The organism is Geodermatophilus sp. SYSU D00965 (genome assembly GCF_054050075.1).
Genome location: NZ_JBJGYQ010000006.1, coordinates 162,513 through 188,935 on the forward strand (window position 1 = coordinate 162,513; position 26,423 = coordinate 188,935).

At 74.3% G+C, this 26,423-nt stretch carries 29 protein-coding genes; 19 read left to right on the plus strand and 10 right to left on the minus strand.

What is annotated here, in order from left to right; genetic code table 11:
• Positions 1-14 precede the first annotated feature (14 nt).
• Positions 15-713, minus strand: coding sequence for a monooxygenase (locus tag ACI789_RS07860; protein WP_457007761.1), 699 nt, complete (start codon positions 711-713; stop codon positions 15-17).
• A gap of 140 nt (positions 714-853) precedes the next feature.
• On the opposite strand from ACI789_RS07860, the gene ACI789_RS07865 reads away from it, so the two are divergent.
• Genes ACI789_RS07865 through ACI789_RS07875 form a run of 3 tightly spaced genes read left to right on the plus strand, consistent with a single transcriptional unit; the run spans position 854 to position 3,388 of the window.
• Positions 854-1,666, plus strand: coding sequence for a formate/nitrite transporter family protein (locus tag ACI789_RS07865; protein WP_457007763.1), 813 nt, complete (start codon positions 854-856; stop codon positions 1,664-1,666).
• Between the two features lie 58 nt (positions 1,667-1,724).
• The gene (locus ACI789_RS07870; RefSeq protein ID WP_457007765.1) at positions 1,725-2,627 is read left to right on the plus strand and encodes an ABC transporter ATP-binding protein; all 903 of its coding nucleotides are present in this window, start codon (positions 1,725-1,727) and stop codon (positions 2,625-2,627) included.
• Positions 2,628-2,650: 23 nt separating this feature from the next.
• Positions 2,651-3,388: an ABC transporter permease gene (locus tag ACI789_RS07875; RefSeq protein ID WP_457007767.1), complete on the plus strand. Its 738-nt coding sequence runs from the start codon at positions 2,651-2,653 to the stop codon at positions 3,386-3,388.
• Here the strand turns inward: ACI789_RS07875 and ACI789_RS07880 are convergent.
• Complete coding sequence (locus ACI789_RS07880) at positions 3,385-3,930, minus strand: DUF1990 family protein (protein ID WP_457007769.1); 546 nt, start codon at positions 3,928-3,930, stop codon at positions 3,385-3,387. The genes ACI789_RS07875 and ACI789_RS07880 overlap by 4 nt on opposite strands.
• A gap of 86 nt (positions 3,931-4,016) precedes the next feature.
• On the opposite strand from ACI789_RS07880, the gene ACI789_RS07885 reads away from it, so the two are divergent.
• From ACI789_RS07885 to ACI789_RS07905, 5 genes are read left to right on the plus strand one after another with little or no spacing between them, the layout of a single operon-like run.
• A complete protein-coding gene (locus tag ACI789_RS07885) occupies positions 4,017-4,688 on the plus strand; it encodes a TetR family transcriptional regulator (protein WP_457007771.1) in 672 nt (223 codons plus the stop codon).
• On the plus strand, positions 4,685-5,620 hold the full coding sequence (locus ACI789_RS07890; RefSeq protein ID WP_457007773.1) for an ABC transporter ATP-binding protein: 936 nt from the start codon (positions 4,685-4,687) through the stop codon (positions 5,618-5,620). Before ACI789_RS07885 ends, ACI789_RS07890 begins: the two co-directional genes overlap by 4 nt.
• Complete coding sequence (locus ACI789_RS07895) at positions 5,617-7,239, plus strand: ABC transporter permease (RefSeq protein ID WP_457007775.1); 1,623 nt, start codon at positions 5,617-5,619, stop codon at positions 7,237-7,239. The genes ACI789_RS07890 and ACI789_RS07895 overlap by 4 nt, the downstream gene beginning before the upstream one ends.
• Before the next feature lie 20 nt (positions 7,240-7,259).
• Positions 7,260-8,114, plus strand: coding sequence for a HipA family kinase (locus ACI789_RS07900; RefSeq protein WP_457007777.1), 855 nt, complete (start codon positions 7,260-7,262; stop codon positions 8,112-8,114).
• Positions 8,111-8,503, plus strand: a complete 393-nt coding sequence (locus ACI789_RS07905) for a DUF3037 domain-containing protein (RefSeq protein WP_457007779.1) — start codon at positions 8,111-8,113, stop codon at positions 8,501-8,503. The genes ACI789_RS07900 and ACI789_RS07905 overlap by 4 nt, the downstream gene beginning before the upstream one ends.
• An 8-nt stretch (positions 8,504-8,511) precedes the next feature.
• On the opposite strand, the gene ACI789_RS07910 is transcribed toward ACI789_RS07905, so the two are convergent.
• The gene (locus tag ACI789_RS07910; protein ID WP_457007781.1) at positions 8,512-9,087 is read right to left on the minus strand and encodes a hypothetical protein; all 576 of its coding nucleotides are present in this window, start codon (positions 9,085-9,087) and stop codon (positions 8,512-8,514) included.
• A 452-nt stretch (positions 9,088-9,539) separates the two neighbouring features.
• On the opposite strand from ACI789_RS07910, the gene ACI789_RS07915 reads away from it, so the two are divergent.
• Positions 9,540-11,183: an endonuclease/exonuclease/phosphatase family protein gene (locus ACI789_RS07915; RefSeq protein ID WP_457007783.1), complete on the plus strand. Its 1,644-nt coding sequence runs from the start codon at positions 9,540-9,542 to the stop codon at positions 11,181-11,183.
• Positions 11,184-11,204: 21 nt separating this feature from the next.
• On the opposite strand, the gene ACI789_RS07920 is transcribed toward ACI789_RS07915, so the two are convergent.
• From ACI789_RS07920 to ACI789_RS07940, 5 genes are all read right to left on the minus strand, one after another.
• Complete coding sequence (locus tag ACI789_RS07920) at positions 11,205-11,498, minus strand: 4a-hydroxytetrahydrobiopterin dehydratase (protein ID WP_457007785.1); 294 nt, start codon at positions 11,496-11,498, stop codon at positions 11,205-11,207.
• An 86-nt stretch (positions 11,499-11,584) separates the two neighbouring features.
• Positions 11,585-12,295 carry a phosphoadenylyl-sulfate reductase gene (locus tag ACI789_RS07925; RefSeq protein WP_457007787.1) on the minus strand — a complete coding sequence of 237 codons (711 nt, stop codon included), beginning with the start codon at positions 12,293-12,295 and terminating at the stop codon, positions 11,585-11,587.
• 168 nt (positions 12,296-12,463) lie between these two features.
• The gene (locus tag ACI789_RS07930; RefSeq protein ID WP_457007789.1) at positions 12,464-14,134 is read right to left on the minus strand and encodes a nitrite/sulfite reductase; all 1,671 of its coding nucleotides are present in this window, start codon (positions 14,132-14,134) and stop codon (positions 12,464-12,466) included.
• A gap of 236 nt (positions 14,135-14,370) precedes the next feature.
• A complete protein-coding gene (gene cysC, locus ACI789_RS07935) occupies positions 14,371-14,922 on the minus strand; it encodes an adenylyl-sulfate kinase (RefSeq protein ID WP_457007791.1) in 552 nt (183 codons plus the stop codon).
• Positions 14,923-14,966: 44 nt separating this feature from the next.
• Positions 14,967-15,449 carry an RrF2 family transcriptional regulator gene (locus ACI789_RS07940; protein WP_457007793.1) on the minus strand — a complete coding sequence of 161 codons (483 nt, stop codon included), beginning with the start codon at positions 15,447-15,449 and terminating at the stop codon, positions 14,967-14,969.
• A gap of 26 nt (positions 15,450-15,475) precedes the next feature.
• On the opposite strand from ACI789_RS07940, the gene ACI789_RS07945 reads away from it, so the two are divergent.
• Positions 15,476-16,237, plus strand: a complete 762-nt coding sequence (locus ACI789_RS07945) for a (deoxy)nucleoside triphosphate pyrophosphohydrolase (RefSeq protein WP_457007795.1) — start codon at positions 15,476-15,478, stop codon at positions 16,235-16,237.
• Positions 16,238-16,352: 115 nt separating this feature from the next.
• Here ACI789_RS07945 and ACI789_RS07950 read toward each other — a convergent pair whose 3' ends face one another.
• Positions 16,353-16,523, minus strand: coding sequence for a CsbD family protein (locus ACI789_RS07950; protein ID WP_456918814.1), 171 nt, complete (start codon positions 16,521-16,523; stop codon positions 16,353-16,355).
• Between the two features lie 353 nt (positions 16,524-16,876).
• Here ACI789_RS07950 and ACI789_RS07955 point away from each other — a divergent pair, with 353 nt between their 5' ends.
• The 7 genes from ACI789_RS07955 to ACI789_RS07985 all read left to right on the plus strand — a co-directional run bounded on the left by ACI789_RS07955 (position 16,877) and on the right by ACI789_RS07985 (position 24,092).
• Positions 16,877-18,496, plus strand: coding sequence for a peptide ABC transporter substrate-binding protein (locus tag ACI789_RS07955; protein ID WP_457007797.1), 1,620 nt, complete (start codon positions 16,877-16,879; stop codon positions 18,494-18,496).
• A gap of 143 nt (positions 18,497-18,639) precedes the next feature.
• Positions 18,640-19,563 carry an ABC transporter permease gene (locus ACI789_RS07960; protein ID WP_457007799.1) on the plus strand — a complete coding sequence of 308 codons (924 nt, stop codon included), beginning with the start codon at positions 18,640-18,642 and terminating at the stop codon, positions 19,561-19,563.
• Positions 19,556-20,527, plus strand: coding sequence for an ABC transporter permease (locus ACI789_RS07965; RefSeq protein WP_457007801.1), 972 nt, complete (start codon positions 19,556-19,558; stop codon positions 20,525-20,527). Before ACI789_RS07960 ends, ACI789_RS07965 begins: the two co-directional genes overlap by 8 nt.
• On the plus strand, positions 20,524-21,576 hold the full coding sequence (locus ACI789_RS07970) for an ABC transporter ATP-binding protein (RefSeq protein WP_457007803.1): 1,053 nt from the start codon (positions 20,524-20,526) through the stop codon (positions 21,574-21,576). The genes ACI789_RS07965 and ACI789_RS07970 overlap by 4 nt, the downstream gene beginning before the upstream one ends.
• A complete protein-coding gene (locus tag ACI789_RS07975) occupies positions 21,569-22,699 on the plus strand; it encodes an ABC transporter ATP-binding protein (RefSeq protein ID WP_457007805.1) in 1,131 nt (376 codons plus the stop codon). The genes ACI789_RS07970 and ACI789_RS07975 overlap by 8 nt, the downstream gene beginning before the upstream one ends.
• Before the next feature lie 101 nt (positions 22,700-22,800).
• Positions 22,801-23,691, plus strand: a complete 891-nt coding sequence (gene mshB / locus ACI789_RS07980) for an N-acetyl-1-D-myo-inositol-2-amino-2-deoxy-alpha-D-glucopyranoside deacetylase (protein WP_457007807.1) — start codon at positions 22,801-22,803, stop codon at positions 23,689-23,691.
• Positions 23,688-24,092, plus strand: a complete 405-nt coding sequence (locus ACI789_RS07985) for a hypothetical protein (protein ID WP_456918821.1) — start codon at positions 23,688-23,690, stop codon at positions 24,090-24,092. The genes mshB and ACI789_RS07985 overlap by 4 nt, the downstream gene beginning before the upstream one ends.
• Here ACI789_RS07985 and ACI789_RS07990 read toward each other — a convergent pair.
• Entirely contained in the window at positions 24,049-24,801 is a 753-nt protein-coding gene (locus ACI789_RS07990; RefSeq protein WP_457007809.1) for a GNAT family N-acetyltransferase, read from the minus strand. The genes ACI789_RS07985 and ACI789_RS07990 overlap by 44 nt on opposite strands.
• A 158-nt stretch (positions 24,802-24,959) precedes the next feature.
• On the opposite strand from ACI789_RS07990, the gene fdxA reads away from it, so the two are divergent.
• Both fdxA and dapC read left to right on the plus strand, forming a co-directional pair.
• On the plus strand, positions 24,960-25,286 hold the full coding sequence (fdxA, locus tag ACI789_RS07995; protein ID WP_344689634.1) for a ferredoxin: 327 nt from the start codon (positions 24,960-24,962) through the stop codon (positions 25,284-25,286).
• A 32-nt stretch (positions 25,287-25,318) separates the two neighbouring features.
• Positions 25,319-26,404: a succinyldiaminopimelate transaminase gene (gene dapC, locus ACI789_RS08000; protein WP_457007891.1), complete on the plus strand. Its 1,086-nt coding sequence runs from the start codon at positions 25,319-25,321 to the stop codon at positions 26,402-26,404.
• Positions 26,405-26,423 lie beyond the last annotated feature (19 nt).

Genomic DNA, 26,423 nt, shown 5'->3' on the forward strand with positions numbered 1-26,423 from the left:
CGCCGGACGCCGGCTCAGGCCAGCGGGTCGCGGCCGCCGATCGTCCCCTCGGCGGCGAGCACGCCCAGGCGGGCGAACAGCTCCTCGGCGTACCAGCCCTCCTGGGCGGTCCGCCGGACGACGTCGACGTGTGGCGCGCGCTCGTGGGCGAAGGCGTTCAGGGCGGAGGAGGAGTCCCAGACGCTGAACGTGCCCTGCAGGCCGAGGGGCGCCTCACCGATGCCGAGGGCCAGGCGCAGCCCGGGGCTGGCGTGCAGGTCGGCGGAGACCGGCGGGACGGCGCGCCAGAACGCCACCGCCTTGCGCGGGGTGAGCCGGGCTCGGGTGACCGCGGCGACCGGGCCGTCCCAGCGCTGCGGCCACGGCCGGCCGAACGGCTCCTCCCTCGACCACCGGCCGCGGGAGGCGAGCGGGCGCAGCCGGGCGGTCCACTGCTCGTCGGCGATCCGCTGCCAACGCGCGACGAGGGGGCCGGCCGCGAACGCGTCGGCCGCGCGGGCGTCGTCCCACACCGCCAGCAGCGCCCAGCGGCGGGGGTCGGCGTCGCGGAGGGTGAACGTGCGCCCGGACCCGGTGCCCAGCAGCTTGGCGAAGCGCAGGCCGGGGGTGCGGCGCAGCGGGCGGCGGTCGGCGGCCATCCGCACCAGGGCCGCGGGCACCGCCCGGCCCGGTACGCCCCACACGTGCAGGCTGGCCACCCGTCGCGACGTCACGGCCCCGATCCTCCCCGCACCACCCCCGGCGCGCCCGTCCCGGACGTGTGGAGCCGCAGGTCGGCGGGGTAGCCAGGGCGCGGTCCTGCCGGCACCCGAGCAGCCGGGCGGTCGGCGGGCCGCCGGAGGAGGAGGCCGCCGTGGCGCAGTCGGTGCGGGAGCAGCTGGGGGAGACCGACGCCCCCGCCGAGGACCAGGTCGCCCTGGCCTTCGACCGGATCGTCGACGAGGGCGCCCAGCGGCTGCACCGCTCCTGGCGGGAGGTGCTCACGACGGGGCTGGCCGGCGGGCTGGAGGTCGCCACCGGGGTGGTCGCGCTGCTCGCCGTCTACACCGAGACCGGCAGCCACCTGCTGGCCGGCCTGGCGTTCAGCATCGGTTTCGTCGCGCTGATGCTGGCCAAGAGCGAGCTGTTCACGGAGGGCTTCCTGGTCCCGGTCACCGCGGTGGCCGCGGGGCGGGCCGGCCTGGCCCAGCTGGGCAAGCTGTGGGCGGGCACGCTGGTCGCCAACCTCGTCGGCGGCTGGCTGGTGATGTGGCTGGTCGTGCACGCCCTGCCGAGCCTGGGGACGGCGGCGATCGAGTCGGGCCGGACCTTCGTGGAGGCCCCGCTGGACCTGCGGGCGGTCTGCTTGGCCGTGTTGGCCGGGGCCTTCATCACCCTCATGACCCGGATGCAGCACGGCGCGGCGTCCGAGGCGGGCAAGCTCGCCGCCGCGGTCGCCGGGGCGTTCCTGCTGGCGGGGCTCGTCCTGTTCCACTCGATCCTCGACTCGCTGATCCTGTTCGGTGCGCTGCACGCGGGCGCGCCGTACGGCTACGGCGACTGGCTGGCCTGGTTCTGGTACACGACGCTGCTCAACGTCGCCGGCGGGCTGCTGGTGGTCACCTTCCTGCGGCTGGTGCGCAGCAAGGAGCTCATCGAGCGGGAGCGGGCCGCCCACGCCGGCTGACGACGCCGTCCGCCGAGCCTCCCGCGCCGGAGGGCTCCGGATCGCCATGCTGTCGTCCGTGATCGAGCTCGACGGCCTCACCAAGAACTACCGCGACCGGGTGGCCGTCGACGACCTCACCGTCCGCATCCAGCCCGGCCGGGTGACCGGGTTCCTCGGCCCCAACGGCTCGGGCAAGACGACGACGATGCGCTGCGTGCTGGGGCTGACCCGCCCCACCGCCGGGACGGCGACCGTCCTCGGCGTGCCCTACCGGCAGCTGGACCACCCGATGCGCCGGGTCGGCGCGCTGGTCGACCCGCGGGCCCGCCACCCCGGGCGGACGGCGTACGCGCACCTCGCCGTCCTGGCGCAGAGCAACGCCCTGCCGATGCGCCGGGTCGACGAGGTGGTCGAACTGGTCGGCCTGGGCAGCGTGGCGCACGAGCGGGTGCGCGGCTTCTCCCTCGGCATGGGGCAGCGGCTGGGCATCGCCGCGGCGCTGCTCGGCGACCCGGAGGTGCTGCTGCTCGACGAGCCGGTCAACGGCCTGGACCCGGAGGGGATCCGCTGGGTGCGCGGGCTGCTGCGCGGCCTGGCCGCCGAGGGCCGCACGGTGCTGGTCTCCAGCCACCTGATGAGCGAGATGGAGGACACCGCCGACCACCTCGTCGTCCTCGGCCGCGGTCGGCTGCTGGCCGACGTGTCGATGGCCGACCTGCTCGGCGCGCACGCCGCCGTCCGGGTGCGCAGTCCGGAGGCGCCGCTGCTGTCGGTGGCGCTGCGGGAGGCCGGCGCGCACGTGTCCCTGGAGCTGGACGGGGCGCTCCGGGTCGAGGGGCTGGGCCTGACCGAGGTCGGCGACGTGGCGTTCGACGCGCGGGTGCGGGTGCACGAGCTGACCCGGGTGGTGGCCTCGCTCGAGGCGGCCTACCTCGCGCTGACCGGCGAGGACGTCGAGTACCGGGCGGGTGTGGCGTGAGCCCCACCGGGACGAGGCGGGGTGTGCCGGTGCGGGCGGTGCTGCGCAGCGAGTGGACGAAGCTGCGCTCGGTCCGCTCCACGTGGTGGTGCACGGTGGTCTACCTGCTCGTCGTGGCGGCCTTCGGCTGGCTCGCGGCGGCGAGCACGGCGTCGTCGGTGCGCGCCGACCTCGCGGTGGGCGTGGCGCTCACCGGCTTCGGGTTCGGCCAGCTGGTGCTCGTCGTGCTCGGCGTGCTGGCGGTCTCGGCGGAGTTCGCGACCGGGTCGGCGCTGGTCTCGCTCACCGCGGTGCCGCGGCGCACCCGGCTGCTGGCCGCCAAGACCGTCGTCGTCACGGCGTGGGCGGTCCTGCTCAGCGCCGTGCTCGCGGTCACCTGCTGGCTGGCCGCCCGGACGCTCACCGCCGTCCCCGGCGGGGTGCCCCTCACCGACCCCGCGGTGCTGCGCGCGCTCGGGCTGCAGGTCGCCTCGGCGGCGCTGGTGACGGTGCTGGCGGTGGGCCTGGGTGCGGTGCTGCGCTCGACCGCCGGCGGGGTCGGGCTCGGCGTCGCACTGGTGTTCATGCTCCCGCCGATCCTCGCGCTGGCCGGCGGTGCGGTCGCCTCGCGGACCTCGCAGGCGCTCCCGGCGCTGCGGGTGGGGGAGGACCCGTTCCTCGCCGTCCCGACGAGCTGGCCGGTCGGGCTGGTGGTCTGCGGGGCGTGGGCGGTGGGCGCCTGGGCGATCGGCGCGGTGCTGCTCGAGCGCCGCGACGTCTAGCCCCGGGCGGCCGCGCGGATCGCCGACAGGTACCGGGCCGTGGCCAGCCGCTGCACGACCGTGCTGACCGGGCCGCCCAGGCGCGCGAGCGGAGAGGCCAGCCGGGCGAACACCCGCAGGGCGAACACCACCTCCCCGCCGGGCGCCCGGCGGACGACGAACGCCTCCTCGCCGCTCTCCGGGTGACCGGGCAGCGTCCCGTAGGCGAAGCCCCGCTCGTCCCCGGTGGTCTGCGCCCAGACCACCCGGCAGGGGATGTCGTAGCCCAGTCGCGGCAGGCCGGCGGTCAGGACGACGACCGTGCCGGGCTCGGACGCCGGTCCGGTGGCCCGCACCCGCAGGCCCACGCCGCGCTGCGCCCGCCAGTCGAACACCGCGGCGACGGCCCGCTCGAAGACGTCGGGGCCCGAGCCGACGACCACCGAGCGCTCCACGTGGTCGTACCCGACCGGCAGGTCGGCGTCCCGCGTCGCGCCGACCTCGGGATAGGTGAGCGGCGCCGTGGCGTACCCGGCCGGGTCGGCGGCGCGGAGGAGGGCCATCAGCGCCGGTGCCCGTGCGTCATGGCCCCAGTCTGCCGTGGGCCGCGCCGTTGACTGAGGCTGAACGGGCGTTCAGCATGCTGTACGTGCGTTCAGTCGAGCGGGACACCGACCTGACCGCCCGCGCCCGGATCCGGGATGCGGCGGTGCGCCTGTTCGGGCGCGAGGGCTTCGGCGTCCCGGTGCGCGCGGTGGCGGCGGAGGCAGGGGTCAGTCCCGGCCTGGTGATCCACCACTTCGGCTCCAAGGACGCGCTGCGGGCGGCCTGCGACGAGCACGTCCTCGCCGAGATCCGGCGGGCCAAGACCGAGGCGGTCCTCCAGCCGCAGCCGGGGGAGTTCCTCGCCGCGCTGGCCGCCATCGAGGAGTACGCGCCGGTCGCCGGCTACCTGGTCCACGCCCTGCACTCGGGCGGCGACCTGGCCGCGGCGTTCCTGGCCGCCCTCGTCCGGGACACGGAGGGGTTCCTGGAGGAGGGGGTGGCGGCCGGCACCGTGCGGCCGAGCCGGGACCCGGCGGCCCGGGCCCGCTTCCTGGTCCACGTCGGCCTGGGCGCGCTGCTGGTCCACCTGCGCTCCCGGCCGGCGGAGGAGGACCTCGGGGCGTCCCTGCGGTCCTACGCCGAGCAGTTCACCCTGCCGGCGCTGGAGCTCTACACCGAGGGGCTGCTCGCCGACCGCGGGCTGCTCGACGACTACCTGGCCGACCGCGCGCAGCGGTCGGCGGGCACCCCACGATCCCCCGAGGAGGGGCCATGACCGGCAGTGCCGCCGTGGAGGTCAGCGGCCTGACCAAGACCTTCGGGCGCGTCCGTGCGCTCGACGGCCTGGACCTCACCGTGCCCTCCGGCGCGGTCGTGGGCTTCCTCGGTCCGAACGGCGCGGGGAAGTCCACGACCATCCGCGTCCTGCTCGGCCTGCTGCGGCCCGACGGCGGGCGCGTCCGGCTGCTGGGGGGCGACCCGTGGGGCGACGCGGTGGCCCTGCACCGCCGGCTGGCCTACGTCCCGGGGGAGGTCGCGCTCTGGCCCAACCTGACCGGCGGCGAGGTGGTCGACCTGCTCGGCCGGCTCCGCGGCGGGCTGGACCCGCGCCGCCGCGCCGAGCTGCTGGAGCGATTCGAGCTCGACCCCACCCGCCGGGTGCGGACCTACTCCAAGGGCAACCGGCAGAAGGTGGCCCTGGTCGCCGCGCTCGCCGCCGACGTCGAGCTGCTGGTCCTCGACGAGCCGACCTCGGGGCTGGACCCGCTGATGGAGGCGGTGTTCACCGAGTGCATCGGCGAGGCCCGGGCAGCGGGACGGTCGGTGCTGCTGTCCAGCCACATCCTCGCCGAGGTGGAGAAGCTCTGCGACACCGTCACGATCATCCGTGCCGGGCGCACCGTCGACTCCGGCTCCCTGGCCGAGCTGCGGCACCTCACCCGCAGCACGGTCACCGCGGTCACCGACGCCGACCCCCGGCCGCTCGCCGGACTGCCCGGCGTCCACGGCCTGTCGGTCGACGGCGACCGGGTCACCTTCCTCGTCGACGACGCCGACCTCGACGGCGTGGTGCGCGCGCTGGCCTCCCTGGGCGTGCGCAGCCTGGTCGCCGCGCCGCCGTCCCTGGAGGAGCTGTTCCTCCGCCACTACGACACCGGGACCGACGGCGACGAGCTCGCCGCCGCCGGTGCCGGGCGAGGGCGGTGAGCGCCGCCCGGGCGGCCGGGGCGCAGCCGTGGGCGGGCACCGGCGTGCTCGTCCGCGCCGGCCTGCGCCGGGACCGCCGCCGGCTGGCCGTCTGGGTGCTCTCGGCCGGGCTGGTCACCGTCTACGCGGCCGTCGCGCTCGGCACGGTCTACCCGACTCGCGCCGACCGGCTGGCGCGGGCCGCGGTCATCGACACCCCGGCCGGCGTGATGCTGAGCGGCCCCGGCTACGGCGTGGACGCCGGCTACCCCCTCGGCGCGATGGTCGCCAACGAGCTCACCCTGTCGGTGGTGGTCGCGGTCGCGATCATGTCGATCCAGGCCGTGGTCAGGAACACCCGCGCCCAGGAGGAGGACGGCGCCGCCGAGCTCGTCCTCGCCGGCGCGGTCGGGCGGCGGGCCCCGCTCACCGCGGCCCTGCTGCTCGGGCTGGCCGACGCTGCGGTCGCCGTCGTCGTGACCGCCGGACTGGCCGGCTCGGGGCTGGCTGCGCTGGACGCGCTGGCCCTGGGCGCGGGGATCGGGCTCACCGGGCTGGTGTTCGGCGGCGTCGCGGCGGTCACCGCCCAGCTGACCGTGCACGCCCGCGCGGCCTCCGGGCTGGCGCTGGCCGTGCTGGGGCTCGCCGTCGTCGTGCGGGGCGTGGGCGACCTGCTGCGGACCGGGGGCAGTGCGCTGTCCTGGGTCTCGCCGATCGCCTGGGCCCAGCAGACCCGCGCCTTCGTCGACCTGCGGTGGACGCCGCTGCTGCTGTCGGTCGCGCTGCTCGGGGCGCTGACCGCGCTGGCCGCCCGGCTCGCCGCCCGCCGGGACCTCGGCGCCGGGCTGGTGCCGTCCCGCCCGGGCCCGGCCACCGCCTCCGCGCGGCTCTCCGGCGCCACCGGGCTGGCCGTGCGCCTCCAGCGGGCGACGGTCACCGGCTGGGCCGCGGCGCTGCTGCTGCTCGGCGTGGTCTTCGGCTCCCTCGCCGACGCGGTCGCCGGGATGGTGGAGGAGAACGCGCAGCTGTCCGCCGTCCTGGGCAGCCGCGGCGGGGCCTCGCTCACCGACTCCTTCCTGGCCGCCTGCGCCCTCTACCTCGCGCTGTGCGTGGCCGGCTTCGCGGTCGCCTCCGTGCTCCGCCTGCGCGGGGAGGAGACGGCCGGGCGGGTCGAACTGCTCCTCGCGAGCGGGGTGAGCCGGGCGCGCTGGCTGGGTAGTGGGCTCCTGGTGACGGCGGCCGCCTCGGCGCTGCTGCTGACCGCCGCCGGGCTCGGCACCGGCCTCGCGGCGGCCGCCGTCCGCGGGGACGCCGGGCTGGTGCTGCCGCAGGTCGGGGCGCTGCTGGCCCACTTGCCGGCCGTGCTCGTCGTCGCCACCCTCGCCGCGGCCCTCGTCGGGGCGGTGCCCCGGCTGGCCGCGCTGGCCTGGGCGGTCGTCGCGTGGGTGGCCGTCGCCGGCTTCTTCGGGCAGCTGCTCGGCTTCCCGGGGTGGCTGCGCCGGGTGTCGCCGTTCGACTGGGTCCCGGCGCTGCCGGCCGAGGCCCTGAGCGCCGCGGCACCGATCGGGCTGGTGCTGCTGGCCGCCGTCCTCTGCCTCGCGGCGCTGGCCGGTGTCCGGCGCCGGGACGTCCCGGCGTGATCCCGTAGGTTGGGCCCACTGTGCTGCCCGCCGTCACCGCCACCCGCTACGTCACCCCGCTGCGCGAGGGTGGCTCGCTGCCCGGGCTCATGGAGGCCGACGACCTCGGCACGTACGTGGTCAAGTGGCGGGCCGCCGGGCAGGGCGTGAAGGTCCTGGTCGCCGAGGTGGTGTGCGGGGAGCTGGCCCGTGCGCTGTCGCTGCCGGTGCCGGCGCTGGTCACCGTGGACGTCGCCCCCGAGTTGGCCGTGGGGGAGCCCGACCCGGAGGTGCAGGAACTGCTCCAGCGCTCGGCCGGGACCAACCTCGGCCTGGACTACCTGCCGGGCGCGCTGGACTTCGAGGCCGGCGTCGCCTCGGTGGAGCCGGAGCTGGCCGGCCGGGTGCTGTGGTTCGACGCGCTCGTCGGCAACGTCGACCGTTCCTGGCGCAACCCCAACATGCTCTTCTGGCACGGCCGGCTGCAGCTGATCGACCACGGCGCCGCGCTCACCTTCCACCACCACTGGCCCGGTGCCGCCGCCGCGGTCGCCCGGCCCTACGACGCCGGACAGCACGCGCTGGTCGAGTGCGAGCCGCAGGTGGCCGACGCCGACGCCGCCCTCGCGCCGCGGGTCACCCGGCCGGTGCTCGAGGCGGTGCTGGGCCAGGTGCCCGACGCGTGGCTGGAGGGGCCGACGCCGGAGGAGGGCCCGGACGCCGTCCGCGCCCGCTACGCCGACCAGCTGCTGGCGCGGCTGGCTGCCCGGGACGCCTGGCTGCCGCCGCTGGTGGCCACCGCGGCCGCGGGCGGGTCCCGCCGCCGGACGCCGCGCGGGGAGAACCGGCCGTCCTGGCTGGGCCCGCCGCCGCCGGAGGGGGTCACCCAGCGATGAGCCGGGAGACCTTCGAGTACGCGGTGCTGCGGGTGGTCCCACGCGTGGAGCGGGGCGAGTCGCTCAACGCCGGGGTGCTGGTCTACTGCCGGCAGCGCGACTACCTGGGGTCGCGGGTGCACCTCGACGTCGACCGGCTGCGCGCGCTGGACCCCACCGCCGACGCCGATGCGATCCGCGGGGCGCTGCAGGCCGCCGCGGACGTCTGCGCGGCCGACCCCGCGTCCGGTGCGGCCGGCCGCGAGGCGCTGGGGTCGCGGTTCCGCTGGCTGACCGCGCCGCGCAGCACCGTCGTCCAGCCGGGGCCGGTGCACACCGGGCTGACCGAGGACCCGGCCGCCGAGGCCGACCGGCTGCTTCGGCTGCTCGTCCTCCCGATCGAGGGCTGACCCCCCGATCAGCCGTTCGCCGGTCGGCGTACCGAGAGAACCGGGACGGTCAGCCAGACGAGCGCACCCAGCAGCTTGGCGCCGTCCTCGAGTAGAAAGGCGTGCCGCAGGAGCTGGTCGACGAAGACCGAAGCCCCGAGGAACACGGCACCGAGGAGGAAGGCCGCCGTCGCTGCGGCCCGAGGCCGGCGGAGGAAGGCCAGCGACAACGCTGCGGCCGCGAGGGCGTACACGACCATGAAGGCGATCTGCGGGACACCGTTCTGCGGTCCGACCTCGTCGTGCACCTGCAGCGCGTCATCGGCCATGAGGAGGGCGGCGAGGGCCGCCAGTCCCCCCAGCCGTCGCCGCTCGTCCTCCTCGAGCCATGCGGCGAAGGCAGCCAGTGCTGTCACGCCGGCCCAGACCGTGGTGGTGAAGAGGCTGAGCGCGCCGGTGTACCACGGCATGCCCGCCGTCACCTGCACGTCCCGGGTGAAGGTCCCCACGGGCTCGTCGAACCGCTCGGCTGCCAGCACCGTTGCGATCAGAGCGAGGGCGCCGATCGCCAGGGCGGCGGTGACCGGCTTCCAGAGTGCCGTCATGCTGGTCGAGCGGATCCGCTGTCGCTCTGCCGGCCGTGCCGGAGTCACGCCCGTCCGCCGCTGCACGTGGTGAGGGAGCTCCGTCACGACGTCGGACCGGGGTCGACGAGGTGTGGCGTGAGTCGCATCTGACGGAGGGTAGTCAGGTGCGGCGGCGCTCGGCGCTGTCGACCGGGATCCGGTGAACACACTCCGCCGATCGGGTGACAGGCGGGTGGACGACCGTCCGGGCGGCCCGACGAACGGCGGCAGCTGCCAACAGCAGGATGGCATCACCCCGCGCTCGGCCGTGGTCGTCCCGAGGACGACGGTGGCGTCATCGGCACCGGACCCCTACGGGGCCGAGGACGGCCGCGGCCCACCAACGGGTGAGTGTGCCCGCCGGCGCTCCAGTCGGTGCCCTCGCGTGCCGACGAGACCCGAGAACGAGTCTCGTGCGGTGAGGGAGTGTCATGACCCGGTTGCGACAGGTGGCGGTCCGGCTCGGCCTGGTGCTGGTGCTGCTCGTCGTGGGCGGTGCGGCCACCCTGGCGACCGCGCCCCCCGCGGCGGCGGCGATGGCGGCCCCGTCGATCAAGCTGGCCTACGGGGACCGCTCGCTGACCGTGGCCTGGGGCAAGGTCACCGGCGCCACCGGGTACCAGGTCCAGTACAGCACCAGCTCGTCGTTCAGCCGGCCGGTCACGCTCGACGCCGGGACCCGCTCGTCGCTGTTCGTGAAGAACCTGCGCAACGGCACCAGGTACTACGCCCGCGTCGTCGCGCGCGCCGGGACGGCCAAGGCCGTGAGCCGGGTGCTGTCGGCGCTGCCGGACGACGGCTACCCCGCCGAGCTGGAGGTCACCGCGGTCCCGGCGGGCGCCCACGCCGTCCGGGTCAGCTGGACCGGTCAGGGCCGGGCGACGAAGGTCGGCGTGCTGGCCGGGGCGGAGGGCAGCCTGACGCGGCTGCCGTTCCACACGGGCTGGTACCCCGCGACCACCACGTCGGTCGTGGTCACCGTGCCCACGGCCCTGCGCGAAGAGCTCGGCACCGGCTCCGGGAACCCGATCTTCGTGAAGGTCGCCGTCTACAACTCGATGACGGCCGGGACCGCGATGCCGACCGTCAAGAACGAGGCCGCCTCCTACCGGCTCTCGCCGGCCGGCACGTACGCCTACGCGGGCACCACGACCCCGACCGGGGCGCGGCTCCGGGTGGCGTCGCTGAACGTGCACAGCGTGGCGGCCAGCGCGTCGCTGCGGGGCTACACCTGGAAGGACCGGCGCGGCCGGGTCGCGGCGGAGATCGCCTACTCGCGTGCCTCCGTCGTCGCGGCCCTCGAGGCCACCACGGCCGACGCCGGGCTGGGCAACGGTCTCCGGCAGTGGGAGGACCTGCGCGACCTGCTGGCCAAGCCCGCCAACGGCGGCTACGCCATCGCCAACAGCGTGACCAGCGCGACCCGCAACGGCGCGCAGAACACCACCGTCGGCGCGCACCTGTTCTACGACCCCGACGTCGTGACGCGGGAGGCCGGCGGGTTCGTCTCGCCGCGGGACAAGCTGGACATCGCGTGGCCGTCCGGCCTGACCGACCGGTACTTCTCCTGGGCCCGGTTCCGGGTCAAGGCGACCGGTGCGACCTTCTACGCCGCCGCGGTGCACCTGCCGGCCGACGCGGGGACCACCAGCTACGCCGCCCTGCGGAACCGGGAGGCCGTGGCCATCGACCGCTACCTGACGGGGCTGGCGGGCGGCCGGCCGGTGCTGCTCATGGGCGACCTCAACTCCAGCTTCGCCGAGATCACCACCGGTCCGGAGCAGCAGCTGCGCGCCCGCGGCTACTACGACACCTCGGCGGCGCCCAGCCGGGCCAACCCGCGCGTGAGCACCGCCAACATCACCCGGCAGGTCGACAACCTGGGCATCCGCGGCTACCCGACCCGGCCCTACGTCTACCAGTACCCGGCGCCGCGCATCGACTACATCATGATCAAGAACTCGCCGGGCGCGTGGAGGTACAGCAACCAGCTGGTGCTCGTCGACGGCCGCTTCGACCGCGCCTACCAGGGGTCGGACCACAACCTGCAGTGGGCGGAGGTCGGCATCCGCTGACGCCCCGCGGGGAATCGGCCCTCAGCCGGGGTAGAGCGCGTCGATCCGGCGGGCCAGCTCGAGGTCGAGCTCGGTCACCCCGCCGACGGAGTGGGTGGCCAGCGTCAGGTGCAGGGTGCGCCAGCGCAGGTCGACGTCCGGGTGGTGGTCCATCTGCTCGGCCACGAAGCCGATGCGCACGACCGCGGCGACAGCGTCCGGGAAGCCGGGCAGCTCGACGCTGCGCCGGATGCCCTCGCCGTCCCCGCTCCACAGCGGCAGCGCGGAGAGCGCGGCGGTGAGCTCGTCGGGGGACAGGCGCGGCGGTCGGGGCACGCCGGTCAGTCTGCCGTGCTGGAAGGGCCTCGTTACAGGGTCCCGCGGCGCGCGGAGCGTGGCGCGGGGTGGAACGAGGTCCTTCGTCAGAGGTGCAGGCCGCACTCCGTCTTGTTCCGGCCGGCCCAGCGACCGGCGCGCGGGTCCTCTCCCGGGGCCACCGGACGGGTGCAGGGCGCGCAGCCGATCGAGGCGTAGCCGATCTCCTGCAGCGGGTTGACCGGCACCTGGTGCTCGGCGATGTAGGCGTCCACGTCGTCCTGGGTCCAGGCGGCGAGCGGGTTGACCTTCACCATGCCGCGCTTGGCGTCCCAGTCGACCACCTTGGTGTCCGCGCGGGTGGCCGCCTCGTCCCGGCGCACGCCCGAGCCCCACGCGGTGTACCCGGCCAGCACCCGGGCCAGCGGCGCGACCTTGCGCAGCGAGCAGCACAGGTCCGGGTCGCGCTCGTGCAGCCGCGGTCCGTGCTCGGCGTCCTGCTCGGCGACCGTCTGCGGCGGCGTGACGTTGACCAGCGTGATCGGCAGGACGGCGCTGATCCAGTCGCGGGTGCCGATCGTCTCGGCGAAGTGGTAGCCGGTGTCGAGGAAGACCACGTGCACCCCGGGGAAGGCCCGGCTCGCCAGGTGGGCCAGCAGCCCGTCGGCCATGGACGACGTGACGGCGAAGTCGTCGCCGAAGGTCTCCCCGGCCCAGCGCAGCACGGCGAGCGCCTGCTCGACCGGGTCGGCGATGCCCTCGAAGCGGGCGTCGGCCTCGGCGGCGAGCTCCGGCGTGGGCCGGACGGCGGTCGTCATGGGTGGTGCACTCCTGTCCCGGTGAGGCGGACGGTGAAGGTCCGGAGGCAGGCGGCGCAGTGCCACTCGCTCCCGTCCCCGTGCGGGGTCAGTTCCTCGTCCCCGCAGTACGGGCAGAAGAACACGGGCAGGTCCCGTGTCCTTCCCTCCCGCGGTTGCTCCTCCATCTCAGAGCAGCCAGGCCTCTTCTGCACGGGCGACGTAGGCGGCGAAGGTCTCGCCGTCCTCCCGCCGCTCGAGGTAGCCGCGCAGCACGCGCTCGCAGTAGTCGGCGGTCTCGGCCTTGGTCACCTTGTGGCCGCGGAACTTGCGGCCGAAGGAGGCTCCGACGCCGAGGTGGCCGCCCAGGTGCACCTGGAAGCCCTCCACCATCTCGCCGGAGTCGTCGCGCACCATCGAGCCCTTGAACCCGATGTCGGCGGTCTGGAACCGGGCGCAGCTGTTGGGGCAGCCGTTGACGTTGATGCCGATCGGCTCGTCGAAGTCCGGCAGCCGCTTCTCCAACTCCGCGTACAGGTCCTGGGCGTGCTGCTTGGTCTCGACGATCGCGAGCTTGCAGAACTCCAGGCCGGTGCAGGCCATGGTGCCGCGGCGGAAGGCGCTCGGCCGCACCAGCAGGTCGTGCTCGGCCAGCGAGGCGACGAGGTCCTCCACGCGCTCGTCGGGCACGTCGAGGATGACCATCTTCTGCTGCGTCGTCGTCCGGGTCCGCCCCTGCCCGTGCTCGTCGGCGAGCTCGGCGATGCGGGTCAGCAGGCTGCCGCTGATCCGGCCGGTGCGCAGCGCGAACCCGACGGCGTTGAGGCCGTTCTTCTGCCGGGCGACGCCGACGTGGTCGCGGGTGGCGTGCTTCGGGGCCGCGGCCGCCGGGCCGTCGGGGAGGGGCTGGTGGAGGTACTCGTCCTCCAGCACCTGACGGAACTTCTCCGGGCCCCAGTCGGCCATGAGGAACTTGATCCGCGCGCGGTTGCGCTGCCGGCGGTAGCCGTAGTCGCGGAAGATCGAGGTGCACGCGGCCCACACCTCGGTCACCTGGTCGGGCCGGACGAAGACGCCGACCCGCTGGGCGAACATGGGGTTGGTGGACAGGCCGCCGCCGACCCACAGGTCGTAGCCGGCCTCGCCGGCCTCGTTGCGGACGCCGACGAAGGAGACGTCGTCGATCTCCGGCTCGGTGCAGTGGTCGACGCAGCCGGACATCGACGTCTTCCACTTGCGCGGCAGGTTGCTGAACTCGGGGCTGCCGACGTACTTGGCGACGGTCTGCGCCATGACGTCGCTCGCGTCGATGACCTCGTCCTCGAGGACGCCGGCCAGCGGGCAGTTGAGCATCCCGCGCGGGGTGTCGCCGCACGCCTCGGTGGTGGTCAGGCCGACCGCCTCGAGCCGGCGCCAGATCTCCGGCACGTCCTCGATGCGGATCCAGTGGTACTGGATGTTCTGCCGGTCGGTGACGTCGGCGACGTCGCGGCCGAACTCGGTGCTGATGCCCCCGATGGTGCGCAGCTGCGCGCTGGTCAGCGATCCGCCGTCGGTGCGCACCCGCATCATGAAGTAGGAGTCCTCGAGCTCCTCGGGCTCCAGCACGGCGGTCTTGCCGCCGGGGATGCCCTGCGCCCGCTGGGTGTAGAGCCCCATCCAGCGCATGCGGCCGCGCAGGTCGCTCGGGTCGATGCCCCCGAAGCCGGTGTGCGCGTAGATGTCGAGGATGCGCTGACGGACCTCGAGGCCGTCGGAGTCCTTCTTCATCCGCTCGTTGGGGTTGAGCGGCTCGCGGTAGCCCAGCGCCCACTGGCCCTGGCCACGCTGCGGGCGGTTGCTGGTGCGGGGGGTGGTCACGAGGGCACTTCCTTCTGCGCCGTCCGTCCGGGCGCCGGGACCGGGACGGGGAGGGGGCGCTGCCAGATCGGGGGGCGCAGCCGATCGCTGCGCGGGGAGCCGGGTGTCAGCGCGCGAGGCGACAGACCGCGCTGCTGACCAGCGCCAGATCGATGTGACGGCGCGCCACGAGCAGGAGGCGGCGATCGGTCACGCGCTCCATGGTCCCACACCCGGCGGGACCGGAGGAGTGTGACTCAGGAGACAGCCGCGGTCGTCTCGTCGAGGGCGGCACGGATGCGGGCGACGGACTCCGCCAGCGGGGTCACCGAGGTGTCGATGACCACCTCGGCGCGCACCGGTGGCTCGTACGGGTCGTCGATCCCGGTGAAGCCCGGGATCTCCCCGGCCCGGGCGCGCGCGTACAGGCCCTTCACGTCCCGGCCCTCGCACACCTCCAGCGGCGTGGCGAGGTGGACGAGCACGAAGCGGCCGTGCTCCTCGACGAGCGCGCGGGCCTCCTCACGGGCCGCCTCGTACGGGGCGATGGCCGCGACGACGACCGTCCCGCCGTGCTTGACGACCTCGCCGGCGACGAAGCCGATCCGCCGGATGTTGAGGTCGCGGTGCTCGCGCGAGAAGGACAGCTCGCTGGACAGGTGCGTGCGGACGACGTCGCCGTCCAGGACGGTCACCGGTCGGCCCTCGGCCTCCAGGTCGGCGACGAGCGCGTCGGCGATGGTGGACTTCCCCGCGCCGGACAGCCCCGTGAGGAACACGGTGACGCCGCGCTGCTGCGTGCCTGCCATGCCGTCAGTCTCACCCAGGCGCGGGGAGGGCCGTGGACCCGGGCTCACTCGGGGCGGTCCTGGGCGAAGGACCGCCACGCCTCCTCCAGGGCGGCCAGCTCGGCGACCGGCCCGGGCAGCTTGCCGGCGACCACGTCGGCGAGGGTGACCTCCTCCAGCACCCGCCGGTAGGCCTCGCGCGCCGCCACCCACACCGACGCCAGCGGCGCGGCGTGGCCCGGGTACTCGACGTCCTCCGGCCGCTGACCGTGGACCTCGGCGAGGAACCCCTGCTCGACCCGCATGACCCGCGCGATGGAGATCTCCTGCGGCGGCAGCGCGAGCCGGTAGCCGCCCTCCCGGCCCCGCTGGCTGGTCACCAGCCGGGCGTGCTGCAGGTCGCCGAGGATGGACTGGAGGAAGCGGCCGGGGATGTCCTGCGCGGTGGCGATGCGGTCGCAGGTGAGGGCGCCGGGCGCCGCCGCGGCCAGTTCGACGGCGGCGCGGACGGCGTAGTCCACCCGGGCGGTGATGCGCACGAGGGCCATCCTGCCCTGTCTGCCAGTGTTGACCCGTGTCCCAGCTGCGATTCACCACCCTGGTGGAGGCGCCGCTGACCGTGGCGTTCGACGTCGCCCGCTCCCTGGGCCGCCCGTGGCGCGAGCCGTTGGAGGAGGTCGTCTCGGTCCGGCCGCTGCGGGACGTGTACGCCGCGGCCCCCGACCGGGGCTGGCGCTGGCTCACCCACTCCCGGCGGTTCACCGCGACCGGCGCGGGCACGCTCGTCGACGAGCAGGTCGACTGGGCGACCACGCTGCCGGGGCCGCTGGGCTGGGTGCTCGACCGGCTGCTGCGGCGGCGGGTGCTGCGCGCGATGCAGGCGCACCTCGACGCCTACGCGGCCGCGGCGGCCCGGCGGGCGCTCGACGTCGTCCAGGTGGTCGGGGCCGCGCTGGTCGAGGGCGACCGGGTCCTGGTGGCTCAGCGCTCCGGCGGGCCCTACGACGGCTTCTGGGAGTTCCCCGGGGGCAAGGTGGAGCCGGGGGAGGACGACCTCGCGGCGCTGGTGCGCGAGATCGCCGAGGAGCTGGGGGTGGCCGTCGTCCCCCAGGCGTTCCTCGGCGAGGTCGTCCTCGACGGCGTGGTGGCCGGCGGGCTGCCGGGGGCGTCGACCCTGCGGGTGTGGTGGGGCCGGATCGCCGAGGGGCAGGAGCTCACCGCGCACGAGCACGCGGAGCTGCGCTGGCTGACCGCCGGCGAGCTCGAGGGGCTGGACTGGATCCCGGCCGACCGCCCGCTGCTGCCCGCCGTCCGCGCCCTCCTCGCCCGCCTATGACACGCCGCGGGCGCCATCCCGGTGAGGAACGGCGCCCTGGTGACGTGTTGGAACGGCCCCGCTGCAGGGACCCGCGCCGAGCCTGCGAGGCGTGGGGGGCAGCGGGGCCCTTCTACTACTTGAAGACGTCCTTGACCTTCTCGCCGGCCTGCTTGAGGTTGCCCGATGCCTGGTCGGCCTGGCCCTCGGCCTGGAGGTCGCGGTCGCCGGTCGCGTTGCCGACGGCCTCCTTGCCCTTGCCGGACAGCTCCTCGGCCTTGTTCTTCATCTTGTCCATGCCGCTCATGTCGGTCTCCTCTCCTCGGTCGAGTGGGGGTGGTACCCCGACCGGGCGATCCCGACACCCGGGCGCCTGCGCGGCGTAAGTCTTGCGGCGGTGCGGGTCCTCGGCCGCAACTCCTGCGGGTGGAGGGGGGGGTTGGTCTCTGCAAGTGGCATTCCACCCTGTGAGATCCTGAGCAGAGGTCACAAGTCGATGACGGTCGTGGACGCTCTTCGCGAGGCCCGCCTAGGGTCCGGCGACGTACCGGCCAGACTCTCGGTACCTGTCAGCACGACCCCCGGCGGCCGGCCTCAGGCGCTGGCTGCTGGAGAACCAGTCCGTTCCCCCCGCGCAGCGGGACGAGGGAGGCATTGCACGTGAAGTTGAGCAAGCGCTCTGCTGCGCTCATCGCCGTCGGTCTGACCGGCGCGATGGTCCTGTCCGCCTGTGGCGGCAGCGACGACGGTGGCGGATCCGGCGATGGCGGCGCGGGCGGCGGCACGTTCACCGCTTACATCGGTGAGCCGAAGAGCCCCCTCGTGCCGGGCAACACCACCGAGAGCGAGGGCGCCAAGGTCATCGCCGCGCTCTGGACCGGCCTGGTCACGTACTCCGCCGAGGGTGAGGTCGAGTACAACGGCGTCGCGGAGTCGATCGAGTCCGACGACAACCAGAACTGGACGATCACGCTCAAGGACGGCTGGACGTTCCACGACGGGACGCCGGTCGACGCGCAGTCCTTCGTCGACGCCTGGAACTACACCGCCAACCCCGCCAACGCGCAGGACGGCGGCTCCTACCTGTCCCGCATCGCCGGGTTCCAGGAGCTCCAGGACGGCGCCGCGCAGGAGCTGAGCGGGCTGGCGGTCGTCGACGAGCGCACCTTCACGGTGGCGCTGGGCGCACCGTTCCGGCTCTTCCCGGCGGTCGTCGGCTACAGCTCGTTCGACCCGCTGCCGGACGCCTTCTTCGAGGACCCGGAGGCCTTCGGCACCCGCCCGATCGGCAACGGCCCCTTCCAGGCCGACAGCGAGTACGTCCCCGGCCAGGGCATCACCCTGACCCGGTACGACGACTACGCCGGTGACGACAAGGCCCAGGCCGACGGCATGGAGTTCGTCGTCTACGCGGACTCGGCCACCGCCTACACCGACGCGCAGGACGGCAACGTCGACATCGTCGACGTCATCCCGCCGGACGTCATCGAGTCGGCCAGGGACTCCTTCGGGGACGGGTTCATCGAGACCGAGGTCTCGCAGATCACCTACCTCGGCATGCCGACCTACGACCCGCGCTTCGCCGACAAGCGGGTCCGCCAGGCCATCTCGATGGCCGTCGACCGGCAGGCGATCTCCGACGCCATCTTCTCCGGGACCCGGTCCCCGGCCGACTCGTTCGTCTCGCCGGTCGTCGACGGCTACCGCGAGGGCGCCTGCGCCTACTGCACCTTCGACGTCGACCGGGCCAACCAGCTCCTCGACGAGGCCGGGTTCGACCGCAGCCAGCCGGTCGACCTGTGGTTCAACGCCGGTGCCGGCCACGACGCGTGGATGGAGGCGGTGGGCAACCAGCTGCGGCAGAACCTCGGCGTGGACTTCCAGCTGCAGGGGAACCTGGACTTCTCCCAGTACCTGCCGCTGGGTGAGCAGAAGGGCTTCACCGGTCCGTTCCGGTACGGCTGGAGCTTCGACTACCCGGCTGCGGAGAGCTACCTGACCCCGCTCTTCTCGCCGTCGTCGTTCCCGCCCATCGGCTCGAACTACAGCTTCTACTCCAACCCGCAGGTCGACGCCCTGATCGCGCAGGGTGACTCGGCGGCCAGCGAGGACGAGGCCATCGCCGCCTACCAGCAGGCCGAGGACCTCATCGCCGAGGACATGCCGAACATCCCGATGTTCTTCACCAAGATCCAGACGGTGCACACCGAGAACGTGGACAACGTCCGGATCGACCTGTTCCAGCGGCCGGTGTGGTCGGAGGTCACCGTCACCGGCTGACGCCGAGCAGGACCGCACCACCCGCCGGGGGCGCCCGTCCGAGCAGGACGGTCGCCCCCGGCGGCGCACGTGCCCCGTACCGGGCACGATGGACTCCGTGCCACCGGCCGATCCCGCGCTGGCACGACGACCCGAGGGGGACCATGGGCCGCTACGTCGCGCGCCGCCTGCTGCTCACCATCCCGGTACTGCTCGGCGCGTCCTTCCTGATCTTCGGGATGGTGTACGCCCTCCCGGGCGACCCCATCCGGGCCCTCGCCGGGGACCGCCCCGTCTCACCCGCGGTCGTCGAGGTCCTCCGTGAGCGGTTCCACCTCAACGACCCGCTGTGGGTGCAGTACTGGGAGTACCTCAAGGGCCTCTTTCAGGGCGACCTGGGCACGGACTTCCGCGGTCGGCCGGTCCTCGACACGATCGAGCGGACCCTCCCGGTCACCGTCAAGCTCGCCCTCGTCGCCGTGGTCTTCGAGGCGGTCATCGGTCTCGTCGCCGGCGTGCTCGCCGGCATCCGCCGCAACAGCTTCTTCGACAACCTGGTGCTGGTGTCCACCACCCTGGTGGTCTCGATCCCCATCCTGGTGCTGGCCTTCATCGCCCAGCTGCTGTTCGGCCTCAAGCTCGGCTGGTTCCCCATCGCCGGCACCCGCGAGGGCCTCTACAGCTACATCCTCCCGGGCCTGGTGCTCGCCTCCGGCTCGCTGGCCTACGTGGCCCGGCTGACCCGCACCAGCGTCGCGGAGAACCTGCGCGCCGACTACGTCCGGACGGCGAAGGCCAAGGGCCTGCCCAACCGGACGGTGATCGTCCGGCACACGCTCCGGAACAGCCTGATCCCGGTGGTCACCTTCATCGGCGCCGACATCGGCACGCTGCTCGGCGGCGCGATCGTCACCGAGACGGTCTTCAACCTGCCCGGCATCGGGCGCGAGGTCTTCGACTCCGTGCGCTCCCAGGAGGGCGCGGTCGTCGTCGGCATCGTGACGTTGATGGTCTTCTTCTTCATCTTCTTCAACCTGGTGGTCGACGTGCTCTACGCCGTCCTCGACCCGAGGATCCGCTATGACTGATCAGCAGCAGATGGACCTGCGGCACGACGAGGTCGAGGCCGGCACCACCACCGGGCTGGCCGCGCCGTCGGTCGACGTCACCGAGGCGCGGCAGAACAGCCTGTGGAGCGACGCCTGGGGCGAGCTCAAGCGCAACCCGCTGTTCTGGATCGGCGCCGTGCTGTGCCTGGTCTTCGTCCTCATGGCGATCGTGCCGCAGCTGTTCGCCCGCGGCGTCGACCCGCGGGCCTGCGACCTGGCCAACTCCAAGGCGCTGCCCTCGGCCGACCACTGGTTCGGCTACGACGTGCAGGGCTGCGACTACCTGGCCAACGTCGTCTACGGGGCCCGCAACTCGCTGATCATCGGCGTGTTCGCCGTCCTCGTCGTCCTGGTGCTCGGCGTCGTCGTCGGGGCCATCGCCGGCTACTTCGGCGGGGTGACCGACGGGGTGCTGTCGCGGATCGCCGACATCTTCTACGCGCTGCCGCTCATCCTCGGCGCGCTGGTGCTGCTGCGGGTGGGCCCCGAGACGAGCATCCCGATCATCAACAGCCGGGGTCCCGGCGCGGTGGCGCTGGCCCTGGCGCTGTTCGGCTGGATGACGGCCATGCGGCTGGTGCGCTCGCAGGTGATCGCGGTGAAGAGCTCCGACTACGTCGCCGCGGCCCGGGCCATGGGGGCGTCGAACAGCCGGATCCTGGTCCGGCACATCCTCCCGAACGCGGTCGCCCCGGTGCTCGTCTACACGACCATCACCATCGGGGTGCTCATCGCCGCCGAGGCGACACTGACCTTCCTCGGCGTCGGGCTGCAGCGGCCGGCGATCTCCTGGGGGCTGCAGATCGCGACCGGCCAGGACTCCATCCGCAGCGCCCCGCACCTGGTGCTGTTCCCCAGCATCGTCCTGACCCTGACCGTGATGGCCTTCATCATGATGGGCGACGCCCTGCGCGACGCCCTGGACCCGAGGCAGCGCGCATGACCCACCCCGACCTGTCCGACGCGACCGCCCCGGCGCCCGAGGCGGGGGCCCCGGTGCTCGAGGTCGACGACCTGCACGTCGAGTTCCGCACCCGCTCCGGCGTGGTCAGCGCCGTCAACGGCGTCAGCTACAGCCTGGCGGCGGGGGAGACGCTGGCCATCCTCGGCGAGTCCGGGTCCGGCAAGTCGGTCTCCGCGCAGGCGATCATGGGCATCCTCGACACCCCGCCCGCGGTGATCACCGGCGGCGGGATCTGGTTCGACGGCAAGGACCTGCTCGAGCAGTCCCCCGAGGAGCAGCGGAAGGTGCGCGGCCCGGGGATCTCGATGATCTTCCAGGACGCCCTGTCGTCGCTGAACCCCGTGTACAGCGTGGGCTACCAGATCGGCGAGATGTTCCGCGCCCACCGCGGGATGTCGAAGAAGGACGCCAAGAAGCGCGCCGTCGAGCTGATGGACCGCGTGCGCATCCCGGCGGCCGCCTCCCGGGTGAACGACTACCCGCACCAGTTCTCCGGCGGCATGCGCCAGCGGGTCATGATCGCCATGGCGATCGCCCTCGACCCCCGGGTGCTCATCGCCGACGAGCCCACGACCGCCCTCGACGTCACCGTGCAGGCGCAGGTCATGGACCTGCTCAAGGACCTGCAGCGGGAGACCGGGATGGGGCTGATCCTCATCACCCACGACCTGGGCGTGGTCAACGAGGTGGCCGACAACGTCGCGGTCATGTACGCCGGGCGGATCGTCGAGCGGGGCACCGTGGACGACGTCTTCTCCGACCCGGCGCACCCCTACACCGACGGGCTGATGAGCTCGGTGCCGCAGGTGGAGGCCAAGGGCGGGCGGCTGCTGCCGATCGCCGGCCAGCCGCCGAACCTCGCCGCGATCCCCAGCGGCTGCCCGTTCCACCCGCGGTGCTCGCGCCGCCGGCTGGGTGCCGACGCGGCCCCCGGCCGGGAGTGCGCCACCGACGTCCCGCCGCTGCGCCTGGTCGTCCCGGGCCGCGAGGCGGCCTGCCACTACAGCGAGGAGGTCCTCGGTGCCTGACGACAGCTCCGGGAGCACCGCGGCGAGCAACGAGCGAGGAGCGCACCGGCGCGCGGTGCCTGACGACGGCTCCGGGAGCACGGCCGCCACGACCGCGGGCCGGCGCGGCGCCATCGGCGAGACGCTGCTGGAGATCCGTGACCTGAAGAAGCACTTCCCGCTCACCCAGGGCGTGGTCTTCAAGCGGACCATCGGTCACGTCCGCGCCGTGGACGGCGTCAACCTGACCATGCGCCGCGGCGAGACCGTCGGCCTGGTGGGGGAGTCGGGCTGCGGCAAGTCGACGGTGTCGAAGTTGCTGGTCGCGCTGGAGAAGCCGACCGCCGGGTCGATCGTCTACAAGGGCAAGGACGTCGCGAAGCTCGGCGGCCGTGCGCTCAAGGACTACCGCCGCGAGGTCCAGATCATCTTCCAGGACCCGTACGCGTCGCTGAACCCGCGGATGACCGTGGGCGACATCGTCGCCGAGGGCTGGGCCGTGCACTCCGACGTCGCCCCGCGCAAGGGCCGGCTGCAGCGCACCCAGGAGCTGCTCGACCGGGTCGGGCTCAACCCCGACTACGTCAACCGCTACCCGCACCAGTTCTCCGGTGGCCAGCGGCAGCGCATCGGCATCGCGCGGGCCCTCGCCCTGCAGCCGGAGATCATCGTCTGCGACGAGCCGGTGTCGGCCCTCGACGTCTCGGTGCAGGCGCAGGTGGTCAACCTGCTCGAGGACCTGCAGGACGACTTCGGCCTGTCCTACCTGTTCATCGCGCACGACCTGTCGGTGGTGCGGCACATCTCCGACCGGGTCGCGGTGATGTACCTCGGCAGCATCGTCGAGGAGGGCACCGACGAGCAGGTCTACACCTCGCCGTCGCACCCCTACACGCAGGCGCTGCTGTCGTCGGTGCCGCTGCACGAGCCGGCCCTGCGCGGGCAGAAGGACCGGATCCTGCTGCAGGGCGACGTCCCCAGCCCGGCCAACCCGCCCTCGGGCTGCCGGTTCCGCACCCGCTGCTGGAAGGCCCAGGACATCTGCGCGGAGGAGGCCCCGGCGCTGGTCGATCGCGGCCAGGGCCACCCGTCGGCGTGCCACTTCGCCGAGGCCCGCACGGTCGTCCCCGTCGACGCGGAGTAGCAGTACCCGACGATCACGGGGCCGGATCCACTCCCGGGGTGCCCGGGGTGGTCCCGGGGCCATGATCGCGGCTCGTCAGGACCCGGGGAGAATGGCCGACCGTGACCGCTGACCGACGCCTGCTGCTCGTGCACGCCCACCCCGACGACGAGACGATCAACAACGGGGCCACGATGGCCCGCTACGTCGCCGAGGGGGCCGCGGTCACGCTGCTGACCTGCACCCTGGGCGAGGAGGGCGAGGTGCTCGTCCCCGAGCTCGAGCTGCTGGCCCCCGACCACGCCGACCAGCTCGGCGGGTACCGGATCAGCGAGCTCGGCGCGGCGATGGCGGCCCTCGGGGTGACCGACTGGCGCTTCCTCGGCGGCCCGGGGCGCTACCGGGACTCCGGGATGATGGGGACGCCGGCGAACGACAAGCCGCGCGCCTTCTGGCGGGCCGACCTCGACGAGGCGGTCGGGCACGCGGTCGCCGTCGTCCGGGAGGTGCGGCCGCAGGTCGTGGTGACCTACGACGAGAACGGCGGCTACGGCCACCCCGACCACATCCAGGCCCACCGCGTCGCCATGCGCGCGGTGGAGGCCGCCGCCGACCCCGGCTTCCGCCCCGACCTCGGCCCCGCGTGGGAGGTCACCAAGGTCTACTGGTGCTGCATGCCGCGCTCGGTGCTGCGCCAGGGCATCGAGGCGATGCGGGCGCTGGGCGAGGCGTCCCCGTTCGACTCGCTCGGTGAGGTCGACGAGATCCCGTTCGCCGTCCCCGACGAGCTGGTCGCCGCGGCCGTGGACGGCAAGGCGTACGCCGACCGCAAGGACGCCGCGATGCGCGCGCACGCCACCCAGATCACCGTCGACGGCCCGTTCTTCGCGCTGTCGAACAACCTCGGCCAGGAGGTCCTGGGCACCGAGTACTACCGGCTGGTCCGCGGGGAGCGCGGCCCGGTCGGACCCGACGGCTGGGAGGACGACCTGTTCGCCGGTCTCCCCGGATGATCCGCCGCACCGGGAGTGCGCTGCTGGTCGCGGTGCTCGCCGGGTGGCTGGCGCTGGTCGAGGTCTTCTGGCTGCCGCTGCGGGTGGCCGGGGTGCTGGTGCCCGTGTCGGTCGCCGCCGCCGTCGCGGGCAACCTGCTGCTCGTGCCGCTGGCCGCCCGGCTCACCGGGTCCCGGGTCCTCGCGGCGCTGCCGGCGCTGGTCTGGCTCACCGTCGCCGTCGCGGCCAGCATCCGGCGTCCCGAGGGCGACCTGCTGATCACCGGCGGCGGGTTCTCCGGCTTCGTCAACCTCGCCTTCCTGCTGCTGGGCGTGGTCGCCGCCGCCTTCGCCGTGGGCCGGGTGCTCGCTGCGCCGGTCAGCCGGCCGCGGAGCGGTAGTGGTAGCGGTGGTGCTCGATGAAGCCGGCCTTCCGGTAGAGGGCCCGGGCGGGGGCGTTGTCCGCCGAGACCTGGAGGTACACCCACTGCGCGCCGCGCCCGGCGGCCCAGCGCTGCACGGCGGCCATGACCGCCGTGGCCAGGCCGCGGCGGCGGTGCTCCTCCTCGACGGTGACCGCGGAGACCCCCAGCCACCCGTCGGTGAGCACCCCGCGCGCGACGGCGGCCAGCGGTGCCGGCGCGGGGTCGAGCCGGACCGAGGCGAAGACGACGTCCTCGGCGTTGGTGAGGACCGCGGGGGCCGACGGCGGCAGCGGCCGGCCGCGGTGCCGGTAGCCGGCCAGCCACGCGTCGTCGGGCACGGGGGAGAGGTCGACGGGGACGCCGTCCGCCGGGGGGACCGACAGCGGCGCGGTGAGCACCAGCACGTCCTCGTCCCGGTCCCAGCCGGCCTCGGCGAACGCGGCGTCGGCGGCCCGGGACTGGCGGCCGGGCAGCATCGCGACCGCGGGGAGGCCCCGCTCGGCGTACCAGGCGGCGACGGCGGCCACGGCGTCGGGCAGGGGCAGGCCGGGGTCGCCCACGACCAGGGCGGAGTTGGCCCGCCCGGTGAACCCGCCGGCGGCGCGGAGCAGCCACTGGCCCAGCGCGGCCTCCTCCGGCGCGCGCCAGCCCCGCGCCGCGAGGCGTTCGAGGTCGGCGACGTCGAGGGGCGAGCGGCTCTGTCCCATGGCCCGATCCTGCTGCCCCGCGGCGGGCCTCCCCCCGCGGGGGTGCGGCGGGCCACCCGTCGCGCCCGGCACGCGGGCGACGCGCCATACTGATCTCGCGAACGACGACCCCGGCGATCCGGCGGTCACTGCCTGCGCGTCCCCGGGAGGGAACCACCGTGACCTACGTCATCACCCAGCCCTGCGTCGACGTCCTCGACAAGGCGTGCATCGACGAGTGCCCGGTGGACTGCATCTACGAGGGCGACCGGATGCTCTACATCCACCCCGACGAGTGCGTGGACTGCGGCGCCTGCGAGCCGGTGTGCCCGGTGGAGGCCATCTACTACGAGGACGACGTCCCGGACAAGTGGAAGGACTTCTACAACGCCAACGTGGAGTTCTTCTCCGACCTGGGCAGCCCCGGCGGCGCCGCGAAGACCGGCAAGATCGCCAAGGACCACCCGCTCGTGGCCGCGCTGCCGCCCCAGGCGGAAGGGCACTGACGACCACCGTCGAGGGGACGGCGGCCGGCCGGCTGCCGGACTTCCCCTGGGACTCCCTGGTCGGGGCGCGGGCCAAGGCGGCCCGGCACCCGGGCGGCGTCGTCGACCTCTCCATCGGGACGCCGGTCGACGACACCCCTGACGTGCTCGCCGCGGCGCTGGCCGGTGCCGGCAACGCCCCGGGCTACCCGACCGCGCTGGGCACCACCGACGTGCGGACGGCGGCGGCGGAGTGGCTGCGGCGCCGGCTCGGCGTCCACCTGGCCGACCCGCTGGGTGCCGACCCGTCGGTGATCCCCACCATCGGCTCCAAGGAGCTGGTCGCGCTGCTGCCCACGATGCTGGGCCTGCGCGGCGGGGGCACCGTCGTCGTCCCCGAGGTCGCCTACCCGACCTACGAGGTCGGCGCGGTGCTGGCCGGCCTCGCGGTGCGCCGCACCGACACGCCGCCGGACGACGCGACCGGCATCGTGCTGGCCTGGCTGAACTCCCCGGGCAACCCGCACGGACGGGTCCTGACCGACGACCAGCTGCGGGCGTGGGTGGCGTGGGGCCGGGCGCACGGCATCCCGGTCGTCGCCGACGAGTGCTACATCACCCTCGGCTGGGACGTCGCGCCGCGCTCGATCCTGCACCCCGACGTCGCCGGGCCCGACCACACCGGCCTGCTGGCGGTGCACTCGCTGTCCAAGCAGTCCACCGCGGCGGGGTACCGGGCCGGTCTGCTGTCCGGGGACCCGACGCTGGTGCGAACCGTGTGGGAGGTCCGCCGGCACCTCGGCCTGCTGGTGCCCACCCCGGTGCAGGTCGCCATGACCGCCGGGCTGGCCGACGACGCGCACGTCGACGCGCAGCGGGAGCGGTACCGGGCGCGCCGGGAGCAGCTGGCCGCCGCGCTCCGGCGGGCCGGTGCCCGGATCGACCACTCCGAGGCCGGGTTGTACCTCTGGGTCACCCGGGACGAGGACTGCTGGACGACGATCGACTGGCTGGCCGGTCTCGGGATCGTCGCCGCCCCGGGCACCTTCTACGGGCCGGCCGGGGCCCGCCACGTGCGCATGGCGCTGACCGCGACCGACGACCGCATCGCCGCCGCGGTGGAGCGCCTGGCGGGCTGAGCTCCGTGGGGCGAGCCTG

What these genes read in the sequence shown, in the direction of transcription:
- ACI789_RS07905 (WP_457007779.1), top strand. Translation starts at nt 8,111, where the DNA reads ATGAGCCGGGAGACCTTCGAGTACGCGGTGCTGCGGGTGGTCCCACGC.
- ACI789_RS07915 (WP_457007783.1), top strand. Translation starts at nt 9,540, where the DNA reads ATGACCCGGTTGCGACAGGTGGCGGTCCGGCTCGGCCTGGTGCTGGTG.
- ACI789_RS07925 (WP_457007787.1), bottom strand. Translation starts at nt 12,295, where the DNA reads ATGACGACCGCCGTCCGGCCCACGCCGGAGCTCGCCGCCGAGGCCGAC.
- ACI789_RS07960 (WP_457007799.1), top strand. Translation starts at nt 18,640, where the DNA reads ATGGGCCGCTACGTCGCGCGCCGCCTGCTGCTCACCATCCCGGTACTG.
- ACI789_RS07985 (WP_456918821.1), top strand. Translation starts at nt 23,688, where the DNA reads ATGATCCGCCGCACCGGGAGTGCGCTGCTGGTCGCGGTGCTCGCCGGG.
- ACI789_RS07890 (WP_457007773.1), top strand. Translation starts at nt 4,685, where the DNA reads ATGACCGGCAGTGCCGCCGTGGAGGTCAGCGGCCTGACCAAGACCTTC.
- ACI789_RS07965 (WP_457007801.1), top strand. Translation starts at nt 19,556, where the DNA reads ATGACTGATCAGCAGCAGATGGACCTGCGGCACGACGAGGTCGAGGCC.
- ACI789_RS07880 (WP_457007769.1), bottom strand. Translation starts at nt 3,930, where the DNA reads ATGGCCCTCCTCCGCGCCGCCGACCCGGCCGGGTACGCCACGGCGCCG.
- ACI789_RS07990 (WP_457007809.1), bottom strand. Translation starts at nt 24,801, where the DNA reads ATGGGACAGAGCCGCTCGCCCCTCGACGTCGCCGACCTCGAACGCCTC.
- ACI789_RS07940 (WP_457007793.1), bottom strand. Translation starts at nt 15,449, where the DNA reads ATGGCCCTCGTGCGCATCACCGCCCGGGTGGACTACGCCGTCCGCGCC.
- ACI789_RS07910 (WP_457007781.1), bottom strand. Translation starts at nt 9,087, where the DNA reads ATGACGGCACTCTGGAAGCCGGTCACCGCCGCCCTGGCGATCGGCGCC.
- cysC (WP_457007791.1), bottom strand. Translation starts at nt 14,922, where the DNA reads ATGGCAGGCACGCAGCAGCGCGGCGTCACCGTGTTCCTCACGGGGCTG.
- ACI789_RS07970 (WP_457007803.1), top strand. Translation starts at nt 20,524, where the DNA reads ATGACCCACCCCGACCTGTCCGACGCGACCGCCCCGGCGCCCGAGGCG.
- ACI789_RS07950 (WP_456918814.1), bottom strand. Translation starts at nt 16,523, where the DNA reads ATGAGCGGCATGGACAAGATGAAGAACAAGGCCGAGGAGCTGTCCGGC.